Genomic DNA, 10,664 nt, shown 5'->3' on the forward strand with positions numbered 1-10,664 from the left:
TATAGCTGGAATGTTGAAGATCAACCCGATCCGGACGCCTTGCGACCGCTGCGCGCCGTCAACTCCCTACTTGCCGCGTGACGTTCGCTATCCGTTCGCCCTTTCCGTGCAGATACGTCACTTTCGTGTAGTCACCCCGTCGAGCTGGGCCAACACCGTCAACGGCAAGCTCGCCCGCCGCATAGATCAGGCCAGCGAACAAACCATCCCCGCCATCGCCGCCTGCCCCAAGGATCACGGCTGGAAACGCGAGAAGCGCGACGGGGCCTACTGGTGCTTCGGCGCGAACCCCGACGCCAAGACCTACAATGGGTGGCTGCTGCCATGACCCGCGCCCCCATCAGCAATGCGGAGCGCGGCCGGCGTAAACGCGAAATCGACTTTGCGCGGGGCAGTGTCCGCTACGAGGGCGGCATTCTGTCCGGTGAGGTCGAACGGCTCAATGCCCGCTACATCGACGGCGAAATTGACGGCGACGAGTTGACCACCGCCATCCTCGCATCCGTGAGCGCGCAGCATGGCTGACACCCGCACCTGGCAACTCGTCATGATTGGGGACGGTCTGCACCGCATCACCGCTGAAGCGCAGGCCGACATGGCGCGGCTGCTCGACCTCGATCCCGCCATCTCCCACCTGACCGTGGAGGTCAGTGACGCTTCCGTCCACGTCGCCCGCGATTGGCCCAGCGACCGGATGGAGGAAGCCGATTGCCTGATCGATCGCATCGCCGCCTCGGGCGTCTCCGCGATCATTGTCCACGATCGCAACGGCAAGCCTCCTCGCCGCGTGACGACCGGCGAATGACCGTACACCGTCCTCGCCCCGACTCCTCCCTCGCCAAGCCTGCGGCCGACAGGCCGCCCTTGTGACGGCGTAGCCGGCACGCATCATCGGCGCATCGGCCGAAGGCCGATTCCGCTTGTCGTCATGCAATGCCAGCCTCGCGCGCCCGCAATGATTCTAGATTCTATTGATTCTATGATTCAGGGGGGTCGCATCCCACTGAATTAAAACGTTTATTCCGACCTATCATGAGAAATGGGGTGGGGTATCATGAGAAATGGGGTGGGGTATTGTGAGAAATGGGGTGGGGTATTGTGAGGAATGGGGTGCATGAAATGAGAAGCTAGTCGCTCTCATCTCATGATAGTTGACCATCTCGTCATACCGGGCGATTGTGCCGCTATGAGTGGTGGAGCAGACGACAAGCCTGGGCGGACGATGGAGGTTGCACGGATCGAAAAGGAGCGAGGCTCTGGCACGATCGTACAGCCGCGTGAGCTGGTCGAGGTACGCTATGCGCGCGGGGTTTCCCTTAGCCTGTCGGCTCGCAAGGTTCTTGCTCTGATGATGCACCAAGCTGCCGGCGATGCCTGGCGCGATCAGGAGCATCGTATTGCCAAACGGATGCTGCGCGGCTCCCACAATTCCAATGACCGCCTAACCGACACGATCGACGAACTCATGGGTATCTTCTTTGCCATGCCCGATCAGGTCGAGGGCGACCGGGGCCGGCGCACGTTTCAGATGGTTGAGGAAACGTTCGAGGGGGGTGAGCAGGGGTGGTTGATCTACCGGTTTACCCGACGCGCTCGCGACCTGCTGAAAGACAGCGCGACCTACGCCCTGCTACATCGGGAAACAGTGCTGGCGTTCGACAGCAAATACGCGCTCGAACTCTACCAGCTTGGGGCGCTGCTCTACCGTCGCGATATCCCGATCTGGCGGGGTGACGTCGCCACGTTGCGCGCCAAGCTCGGTGTGCCGGAAGGAAGCTACGGGTCGTTCGCCGATCTGCGCCGCTTCGTCCTCGATGCGGCAACGGCCGAGATAAATCAGCTCGTCCCTCAATTCTCTGTCGCTTGGGACGTGGCAAAGCGCAGTGGTCGCAAGGTTACGGAAATAGCGATCACCTTTCGCCGCAAAGCCCCGATCGCCGCGGTAGCAGCGGAAGAGGAGAATGAACGCCATAGGGCTGGCCGGCGCGCACGCCGCGACGGTACGGTGGAAACCCTCGTTGACCCTGCGGCTATCATCGCGGCCACGGTCGCAAACCTGTCGATCTCGGACGAACTCCGGTGGCCCGCCGACGACCAGGTGTCGGAATATCGCACGCCGGATCTCTATGCGATCGGCCTAGCCCACGGTGGTGGTCACGCGATCCAGCGGTTGGCGGACCAATACGCCCGCGTCCGGTCTGACAGGCGGCGAAACTTGCGGGGGGATGCTCTGCGCGCTGATTGGACGACATGGGTAAAGGGTTGCGCGGGAAAGTGGGCGAAACCCTGATCCTTGTTCCTAGTGGGGTTGCAGGATACCATAGGGAAACCGGTCATGGCTCCCGGTTGGAAACACGGGGTGTGAACTATGGCTACCGTATCAATGACCAAAGGGGCGGAGCTGGCGGGCGTCAGCAAGGGGACCGTCTCAAAGGCCCTAAAATCCGGCCGTCTTAGCTATGCCGAGAAAACCGATAACGGTTATCTGATTGATACCTCCGAGCTGTTCAGGGTGTTTCCCCCAAAGCAGCCAGAAACCGTTGAACCGGCACGGCCGGAAACGGATAAAGGAAACGTGGAAACCCTAATCGAAACAGGGGGGTTGCGCCGGGAAATTGAGCTGTTGCGTGAACAGCTTCGTGACCGTGACGGAGTGGTGGACGACCTTCGGCGTCGCCTCGATCAATCGGACGAAGAGCGACGGGAGGCTCAAGCCCGAGTGATCGGACTGCTGGCCGGACCTGGCCCTACGGAATCCAAACGCGGGTTCTTTGGTCGCCTGTTCGGCCGCACGGACTAATGACGGTAAGGATCAATCGCCGTTGCAAACATCGCATAGCGAGAAGTCGTCGGTGACCACTCCTGCGACCGAGCTGAACGGGTTGCCGCAATGTCCGCAGGTTGGCGATGGGGTATAGTCGTCGTCGGCAGGTACGCCGGCACGGCGATCGGCGTGCCACTGCTGCTTTTCGGCTTCTGTAAACGCCATGTCGATCTCCTCCACAGCAGCCTATCGATGCAAATTTAACAGCTTCTTTCCGTCAGGAGCATTTTGCGCTTGCGAAGTTTTCTTCGCAGATGCAGCATAACCATGCCTTTCAGGCATCCTCTCCTAAAACTAGGCCGGCATGATGCCGGCCATTTTTTTATTGGGATGCTCGGGGTGCGATAACCCCGCCAGGCATGATCCTGCCGGCTCGCTGTGCCGCTCCGACGGCTGCTCGTTCAGCCCTGGCTGCCAGTTCATCCCACCGTTCGGCCGCGTGCAAGGATCGATGGCGAACATTGGGAAGGTCGGCCGTCGTTGCCTTGAGCCGTTCGGCTTCCGCCCGCGCCCTGTAGAGCTTTGCTTCATCCGCCACGACTCGTCTCCTTTCTCGTCAGCCGGGATATTGTCGCCTGATTGACCCCGAGCAAAGCGGCGACGGTGCGCTGTGTGTCCCCCTTGGCGAGCCGCTGTAGCGCCTCGGCCTGCTGGTGCGGGGTGAGGGCAGCGCGCCGGCCGAACTTCACGCCACGGGCCTTCGCCTGGTCCCGCCCGGCTGCGGTGCGCTCCACGATCCGCTGACGCTCCCAGCTCGCCGCGATCCCCAGCACGGCGATGACGACCTCGGCAAACTGCGAGGTGGTGTCCACCATCGGCTCCGCGATCGAGCGGAAGCCTGCCCCCGCCTCCTTCACCGCATGGAGGATGTTCAACAGGTCACGGGTGTTGCGGGCCAGGCGATCGGTGGCCGTCACCATCAGCACGTCGCCGGCATCGAGCGCGCCGATCGCGCGCTTGAGCTTGGGCCGCTCGGCCGACGCGGCGCTGGCCTTCTCCTGGTAGACCTTCACGCAGCCAGCGGCGAGGAGCTGGGCGACCTGCTGGGTGAGGTCCTGACCGTTGGAGGAGACGCGCGCATAGCCGTAGATCATGCGATCATTGTGCATCGGATATATGCATCACGGAAGTGCCCGGATTTCCGCCGTTCCCGGAGCGATGCAGAACCTGTGAGTTCTGCATCGGCTATTAGAATATGTAATATCGGACGCTCGTTTCGGCTATTTCCATCATCGTCGCATACAGCTCTCCGGTATCCCATTCCTCGGACCGGAAAAACATAGAGACAGGAGCATAGTCCTCCCGCTTGAACACGAATATCCTATTAAGCGGGTAGAACTCATTCATCGTGATTACACGATCCAAGATCGATGATCCCGGAGCAAAGTCCACTCCCCAACCGAAACAGACAAACGGGGTTATACGCTCATACTGTAATGCTGATCTGAACCCGATTAGGTTCTTCCCAAGACGCTCTATGGCATTCCCTTGCGACTGCTTTCCCTTTCCTTCAAGGGCTCGCTGGTCGTTTGTACCTTGCCTCTTCATCTCAACGGCCAGAACAATACGCTGGAACGTCGGATCGTCTTCTTTCTTCAGAATGAGTATGCCCCCGTCCGGCTTGATGAACGATCCTTCTTTCGTCAAAGCCGAAAACTCAAATCTGGTTTCATAGCTGCTTATTATATCAATAAGTTCACGAAGCGTGATCCTATCAACATAGTCTAGCCTATAGCCCATATCCTTGAGCGGAAAGCGCGTGCCCATATATTCGATGACTTGCATCATCGCCTCAACGACTTTCTTATCGTCGCCTTTTGACAGCAGGTTTTTTACGACATGCTGATTTTTGTTTAGCCTAAGCCGCTCGCTGTTTGCCATGCTGCACAAAATAATGGCCGTTCAGGCCGGGGAGGTTAAAAATAAGGACTTCGCTATGGAATAGAATTCCATCAAAAACATCTTTGGGCAGAGACACGATACTTGTTATCTCAGGATATTCTCCATCGATAAACTTCTTCCATCTCGAACTGTTATCAGTTTGGTTTAGGCGGAACCCATAAGGTGTGAACATAGCAATAGGCACAGCAGTGCCAAACAGCTCCAACGCCTTTTGGAACCAAACTTCTGGCAACAATGGCCTTCCGCCATAATTGGCCTTTATATATTCTTTTGTCTTTGAATCTATGTTGAAAGGCGGGTTCATTATAACAAGAGAAGGCTTCTGCCTGATATGGCTCTTGCGAACCTCAAGGTAGTTCTTCTCGATCGTGTTTGGAAACCCTTGGTCCTCGATGTCGATACCCAGGGTCTTATACCCTTCGCGCTGCCAAGGTAGCAGTAAAGCACCTTCACCCACGCACGGGTCGACAATCAGCCCCCCCTTCTTAATGTGGGGGCTGATGATCGAGAACAGAAACTCGCTGACGTAGTCCGGGGTGCAGACGGTCGCCTTTTTCTCGTTTTGGTAGAAGTTGTTGCGATCGACCCGATACATAATGTCCGCCTTTTGTTCCGCCAAGGCCTCGGCTAGAAGACTGGCAAATCCGCGCGGCGCGGCAATCTTTGCACCACTGCCTGCACCCTATGGGAATCGAATTTCCCACTCAAGCGGTTTTTAGCACCTAAAAAGGGGATTGTTAGAAGCCTTGGTTGGACTACGTTGGTGGGATGCCAAGGCCGAAAAATGCCATCCCCTCCAAAAAAGTGACTCCAACTGTCACGGTGGCGGTTCACGATCGCCTCGTCAGGTTAGCCAAGATCGGAATTTACGGCAGCAGTCCGGCAGAGGTTGCCCGACACCTGATCGTGTCGAAACTAGATGACCTCGCTAAAACGGGCATTTTACCAAGTGACCAACAAACTACCGGCTAAATCCGATATCAGGCCCGTCACGCCCGTGCTGGCGGTCCAGCTCCTGCTCTCGCTGCCGATCCCGTCCACGCTGCCCCGGCTGATCCAGTTCGATCGCCGGCATCTGGTCGCGCTGGGGTGACTGGTCGAGCGCCGGCACCGCCTCGAACCCGTCGCCAGCGCTGGTCTGCAATCCTGCCCGCATCGCCCGCGCCGCGCCCTGCACGAAGCTCGACATGCTCTGCGCCAGGTGTTCGGCCCGCTCGTAAAGCTGGCCGGTCCATTCCCGTATCCGCTCCTGGCCATACTCGATGTAGTGCGCCAGGCCCCGCTTCTCCATGATCGCCTCGTTCACCTGCCCGCGCGGGGTAACGGCGTGCGGTTCCTCGCCCGCCGCGATCTGCTCCCGCTCGGCGCGCCGCTCGATCGCGGCCGACGCATGGCCCATCTTCACGGTCGGCTCGATATCCAGCCCCTGACGCTCGTAGCTGCGATGATCGACCCGCTCGGCCACCTGGGCATGTTCCAGCGCGTCGTTGACCATGCCCGCCCACCGCTCGCGGATCGCCTCGACCTCGACCGAGGCGGTCGAGCGCACGTCGAGCTGGCGCGTCTTCGCGCCCAGCCCGTCCGCCTCCACTACCCGCGTCGTCGTCATGACGTGCGCGTGGTGGTTGCGATCGTCGCCGTAATCATGGGGGGCGTGGATCGCAGCATCGACCGCCACCCCATAACGGTCGCGGATATCCTCCGCGAAAGCACGAACCAGGTCGCGGCGCTGGCCGGCGTCCAGCTCGGCCGGTAGCCCTAACTCGTATTCCCGCGCCACCTTGGCATCCTTGCGCTTCTCCGCCGCCTCGGCCGCGTTCCACAAGGCGGAGCGGTCCTGCGCCCATTCTGCGCCCTCCGGGGCGACGATGAACGCATCCTCGACGCCGCCCCGCCGCGTGTAGTCGTGCACCAGGCCGTCGCGCTCGTTTTCGAGATATGCGCCGGCCCGATACGCCGCAGCGGCGACCGCGCTGCGGCCGGTCGAGCGCGACACCGACTTCACCGCCAGATGGTAGATCGCCATCGCTGCGCCTGCCTTCTCCAACGTGGTCCAGCGGCGTTGCGCTGGTCGGGGTGTGGGGCGGAGGCCCCGCTGTCGCATCGCGACATGGGTGCAGGGTATCCCTGCCGCACGCATTACGCAGTAATGCTAAAGTGCGCCCTTGTCTCCTATCGTCGTCTCGGGTGGCTTCGTTCGTTGCATTGCGCTATGGTTGCTTCGTATTCGTGCTTTCACGCGGGGAAGGTATGGCGGCACCCACACGCGATTCGATCGAGCAGGCGCAGAAACGGGTCGATCAGGCCAAGGCCCGTCTCGCCGCGCTCAACGCCCGTGTCGCTGCCGAAGGTCGCCGCCTCGATACCCGCCGCAAGATCATCCTGGGCGGGCTGCTCATCGACGCCGCCAGCAAGGACAAACGGTTCGCCGGCATCGTCTCCGAACTGACCCACCGCATCAGCCGGGATCAGGATCGCAAACCGTTCGAGGGATGGACGCTGCCCGGGGAGGATCGCTGATGGACCGCGATCGGGAGGACGACCCCCGCCGCCTGCTCGAACAGGCGCGCCAGCTCCACGAGTCCGGACGCGGAAGGGGAATGGCGCGTGGTGGTGGCCGGACCGATCCCCCGGCTGGCAGGTTCGACCCCGCCGAGTTCGACACGCCCCCCGATCCGCCGCCCTCTGCCGCCGGTCGCGCGCGCGATGCCGCCGACGCGGCCCAGGCGCACAGCTTCTTTTCCCACCTCGACACCAACATCCAGCGCGTCCTCGCCGGCTTCGGCACCCTGCGCGACTTGGTGGCCGACGTGCGCGCCAGCCTTGCCGATACCGCCGCCAGGGACGCACAGCGCGCCGAGGACGAGGAAGCCCGTGACAAGGCCATAGCGGCCCGCCTGGTCGATCCTGCCGCCCTGGAGGCCCGTGCGGAGGCTGGAGCGCGTCGTGGGGCCACAGACGGCCTTGCCGGGGCGGGAGAGGCCCTGCGGCGTCGGATCGACGCTGACACGGCCGCGCATACCGCCCTGGCGGATCGTTTTGCCGCTGATGCCGCCGATCGCCGCGCCCATGAGCAGCGCCGGCGCCGGTGGGACCGGTGGTGGAACGGTGCGCTCGCCGCCTTCGCCCTGCTGGTGCCGATCGCCGGGGGTTACGGCTACTACCTGGGTAACAGGGCCGGCGAGGCATCGGGCTATGCCCACGCCCGCGATGAAACGGCTGCGGCGAGCTGGGCCAACACCACCAACGGCAAGCTCGCCCGCCGCATCGATCAGGCCAGCGAACAGACCATCCCCGCCATCGCCGCCTGCCCCAAGGATCACGGCTGGAAACGCGAGAAGCGCGACGGGGCCTACTGGTGCTTCGGTGCGAACCCCGACGCCAAGACCTACAGCGGGTGGCTGCTGCCATGAACCGGGATAACACCGCCCGCACCTGGGAGCTCGTCATGGTCGGGGACGGCCTGCACCGCATCACGGCCAATGCACAGGCCGACATGGCCCGGCTGCTCGACCTCAATCCCGCCATCTCTCATCTGACCGTCGAGATCGATGGCACGTCCGTCCACGTCGCCCGCGATTGGCCCAGCGACCGGATGGAGGAAGCCGATCGCCTGATCGACCGCATCGCCAGTTCGGGCGTGTCCGCGATCGTCGTCCATCCCAGACAGGATCATCCACCTCGTCGTGTGACGGCCGATAAATGATCGCACACCGGCCTCGCCCTGATTTTCCCTTGCCAAGCCTGCGGCCGGTAGGCCGCTCCTGTGACGGCGTAGCCGGCACGTAGCATCGGCGCATCGGCCGAAGGCCGATTCCGCTTGTCATCATGCAACGCTGACCCCGCGCGCCCGCGATGATTCTAGATTCTACTGATTCTATGATTCAGGGCTTGTTTATTGCTTGATTTGAAACGGGAAAATGGCTCGACCTACGACAAATGGGGTGCCCAGTTACGACAAATGGGGTGAGCACCTACGACAAATGGGGTGCCCAGTTGCGACAGATCGGGTGCCGTCATGAGGAATGGGGTTAGCTATACGATCTATGACATTGGTATTGATCTTATGTCGTAACTGACTAAGCTTGTGCTGTGCCCGACGACCTTCCCATCGGCCGCACGATGAAGGCGGCTTCCACGATCTCAGTTCGTGACGGTCATGCCATCGTCAAAGCCGGCGAGTTCATCGAAGCACGGTTCGGCGCGGGTACGTCACCCTCTTTGGCAGCCCGCAAGACCCTGGCCCTTCTCATCGCTAAAGCTGCCGGCGAAGCATGGCGACCGGGATCGCACGTCATCGCCAAGCGCGATCTGCGAGGCACCCACAACGCCAATGATCGGATCCAGGACACCCTCGATGAGCTGATGGATGTGAAGTTCCAAATGCCTTCGACCTCGGCGCAAGGGCGTGCGGCGACACTCACCGCTACCCTGCTCGCCTGGACGCTCAACGAACATGCGGAAGACGGCCGGGCCACCGTCGAATGGGAGTTCACGGCACCGGCTAGGGCAATCCTGCAGGGGAGCGATTACTACGCTCGCCTCAACCGGGCAGCTCTGCTCGCCTTCCGGTCGAAGTATGCGATCACCCTCTATGAGATGGGTTGCCTGCTGGCTGGACGGCGTAGCCCCACATGGTCCGGAACGGTCGATGAGCTGCGGGAGCGGCTTGGCGCACCCTCTAATTCGATGCCCAACTTCTCCGACTTCCGGCGTCTGGTGCTGACACCTGGCAAAGCCGAAATCGATCAGCTCGCCGCCTTCACGATGGACTGGTCGGAAAAGCGCGGAGCGCGAGGCAAGATCACCCACGTCACCCTAACCTTCACTCCTAAAGACGACGATGCCACTGACGCCGCGGCCGATGAGGCAGGACGCCATAGCAGCGGTCGAAAGGCCCGCCGGGAAGGGACGACAGAAACCATCGTCGACACCGCCAGCCTCATCGCCTCGGCGGCTTCTCGGCTATCGGTTTCGGACACCCTGCGCTGGCCGGCCGACGATCAGGTAGACGAGTTCAAGACCCCGGAGCTTCACGCGATCGGAATGGCCCTAGGCGGTGGTCACTCCGTACAGCGACTAGCGGATCAGTATGCCCGCGTGCGCCCCGAACAGCGCCGTAAACTGGTAGGAGACGCTCTCAAGGCGGACTGGACGAAATGGGTTACGGGGTGTGCCACCAAATGGGGCCGGGTCTGACCGTTTCGCCATCTGACCGTTTCTGCTAACGGTTAGCGGATCATGTTTTGAAACGATCCGCAACAGGGACCGATACGATGGCTTACACCCTCGGAGAAGCCGCAAAGGCGACGGGTATCAGCAAGGCTTCCATATCGCGTGCCATCAATAGCGGTCGGATTTCTGCGACAAAGAAGGATGACGGTTCTTTCTCGATTGAGCCGGTCGAACTGCACCGGGTGTACCCTCCCAAGTCAGCCGCACCAGTAACCGAAACGCCTTCTGAAACGCTACGCAACGGCAGTGCTGACACCCGTAACGGGTCGGATTCCAACGTGTTGCAGGCTCGTCTTGATGCTGCATTGGAACAGTTGCGCGATCGGGACGGTACGATTGATGATCTTCGCCGTCGCCTCGATCAATCGGACGAGGAACGGCGGGAGGCTCAAGCCCGAGTGATCGGATTGCTGGCCGGACCCGGCCCCACAGAATCCAAACGAGGGTTCTTCGGTCGCCTGTTCGGCCGCACTGACGAAGGATAGCGCGATCGTCACCCTTGCCGTCGCGACAGCCGGGATATCGTGGCCTGATCGACCCCAAGCAGGGCCGCGACGGTGCGCTGCGTATCACCCCTGGCGAGCCGCTGTAGCGCCTCGGCCTGCTGGTGGGGGTGACTACACGAAAGTGACGTATCTGCACGCTAAGGGCGAACAAATCCGGTACGATGCCAGCAGATGCTATTCGCAGGCTTTCCTGCCCC

At 61.3% G+C, this 10,664-nt stretch carries 15 protein-coding genes and 1 pseudogene; 10 read left to right on the forward strand and 6 right to left on the reverse strand.

Going from position 1 to position 10,664, the window contains the following annotated elements:
- The 5 genes from ACQKJZ_RS15465 to ACQKJZ_RS15485 all read left to right on the forward strand — a co-directional run.
- Positions 1-328: hypothetical protein (locus ACQKJZ_RS15465; RefSeq protein ID WP_427732115.1), on the forward strand; the 328-nt coding region annotated here is incomplete at its 5' end.
- The gene (locus ACQKJZ_RS15470; protein WP_427732117.1) at positions 325-525 is read left to right on the forward strand and encodes an antitoxin VbhA family protein; all 201 of its coding nucleotides are present in this window, start codon (positions 325-327) and stop codon (positions 523-525) included. The genes ACQKJZ_RS15465 and ACQKJZ_RS15470, both read left to right, overlap by 4 nt.
- A complete protein-coding gene (locus ACQKJZ_RS15475) occupies positions 518-805 on the forward strand; it encodes a hypothetical protein (RefSeq protein ID WP_427732119.1) in 288 nt (95 codons plus the stop codon). Before ACQKJZ_RS15470 ends, ACQKJZ_RS15475 begins: the two co-directional genes overlap by 8 nt.
- 417 nt (positions 806-1,222) lie before the next feature.
- Entirely contained in the window at positions 1,223-2,290 is a 1,068-nt protein-coding gene (locus tag ACQKJZ_RS15480; protein ID WP_427732121.1) for a replication initiation protein, read from the forward strand.
- 93 nt (positions 2,291-2,383) lie between these two features.
- Entirely contained in the window at positions 2,384-2,800 is a 417-nt protein-coding gene (locus ACQKJZ_RS15485; protein ID WP_427732123.1) for a DNA-binding protein, read from the forward strand.
- 12 nt (positions 2,801-2,812) lie between these two features.
- Here ACQKJZ_RS15485 and ACQKJZ_RS15490 read toward each other — a convergent pair whose 3' ends face one another.
- The 5 genes from ACQKJZ_RS15490 to mobQ all read right to left on the reverse strand — a co-directional run bounded on the left by ACQKJZ_RS15490 (position 2,813) and on the right by mobQ (position 6,752).
- The gene (locus ACQKJZ_RS15490; protein WP_427732125.1) at positions 2,813-2,989 is read right to left on the reverse strand and encodes a hypothetical protein; all 177 of its coding nucleotides are present in this window, start codon (positions 2,987-2,989) and stop codon (positions 2,813-2,815) included.
- A 362-nt stretch (positions 2,990-3,351) separates the two neighbouring features.
- Complete coding sequence (locus ACQKJZ_RS15495) at positions 3,352-3,918, reverse strand: recombinase family protein (protein ID WP_427732127.1); 567 nt, start codon at positions 3,916-3,918, stop codon at positions 3,352-3,354.
- 94 nt (positions 3,919-4,012) lie between these two features.
- Positions 4,013-4,705 (reverse strand): EcoRI family type II restriction endonuclease, encoded by a 693-nt coding sequence (locus tag ACQKJZ_RS15500; protein WP_427732129.1) that lies wholly within the window; start codon positions 4,703-4,705, stop codon positions 4,013-4,015.
- Positions 4,683-5,321: a hypothetical protein gene (locus tag ACQKJZ_RS15505; RefSeq protein ID WP_427732131.1), complete on the reverse strand. Its 639-nt coding sequence runs from the start codon at positions 5,319-5,321 to the stop codon at positions 4,683-4,685. Before ACQKJZ_RS15505 ends, ACQKJZ_RS15500 begins: the two co-directional genes overlap by 23 nt.
- Before the next feature lie 366 nt (positions 5,322-5,687).
- The gene (gene mobQ, locus ACQKJZ_RS15510) at positions 5,688-6,752 is read right to left on the reverse strand and encodes a MobQ family relaxase (protein WP_427732133.1); all 1,065 of its coding nucleotides are present in this window, start codon (positions 6,750-6,752) and stop codon (positions 5,688-5,690) included.
- A 224-nt stretch (positions 6,753-6,976) separates the two neighbouring features.
- On the opposite strand from mobQ, the gene ACQKJZ_RS15515 reads away from it, so the two are divergent.
- The 5 genes from ACQKJZ_RS15515 to ACQKJZ_RS15535 all read left to right on the forward strand — a co-directional run bounded on the left by ACQKJZ_RS15515 (position 6,977) and on the right by ACQKJZ_RS15535 (position 10,446).
- Positions 6,977-7,246 (forward strand): mobilization protein, encoded by a 270-nt coding sequence (locus ACQKJZ_RS15515; RefSeq protein ID WP_427732135.1) that lies wholly within the window; start codon positions 6,977-6,979, stop codon positions 7,244-7,246.
- Positions 7,246-8,139: a hypothetical protein gene (locus tag ACQKJZ_RS15520; protein ID WP_427732137.1), complete on the forward strand. Its 894-nt coding sequence runs from the start codon at positions 7,246-7,248 to the stop codon at positions 8,137-8,139. Before ACQKJZ_RS15515 ends, ACQKJZ_RS15520 begins: the two co-directional genes overlap by 1 nt.
- On the forward strand, positions 8,136-8,432 hold the full coding sequence (locus ACQKJZ_RS15525) for a hypothetical protein (protein WP_427732139.1): 297 nt from the start codon (positions 8,136-8,138) through the stop codon (positions 8,430-8,432). Before ACQKJZ_RS15520 ends, ACQKJZ_RS15525 begins: the two co-directional genes overlap by 4 nt.
- A gap of 386 nt (positions 8,433-8,818) precedes the next feature.
- Complete coding sequence (locus ACQKJZ_RS15530; RefSeq protein ID WP_427732141.1) at positions 8,819-9,925, forward strand: replication initiation protein; 1,107 nt, start codon at positions 8,819-8,821, stop codon at positions 9,923-9,925.
- A gap of 77 nt (positions 9,926-10,002) precedes the next feature.
- Positions 10,003-10,446 carry a DNA-binding protein gene (locus tag ACQKJZ_RS15535; RefSeq protein WP_427732143.1) on the forward strand — a complete coding sequence of 148 codons (444 nt, stop codon included), beginning with the start codon at positions 10,003-10,005 and terminating at the stop codon, positions 10,444-10,446.
- A gap of 8 nt (positions 10,447-10,454) precedes the next feature.
- On the opposite strand, the pseudogene ACQKJZ_RS15540 reads toward ACQKJZ_RS15535, so the two are convergent.
- Positions 10,455-10,574: pseudogene (locus ACQKJZ_RS15540) on the reverse strand (helix-turn-helix domain-containing protein); the annotation flags it as partial.
- Positions 10,575-10,664 lie beyond the last annotated feature (90 nt).

It is taken from the genome of Sphingomonas sp. NPDC019816 (assembly GCF_050274375.1).
Classification (GTDB): domain Bacteria; phylum Pseudomonadota; class Alphaproteobacteria; order Sphingomonadales; family Sphingomonadaceae; genus Sphingomonas.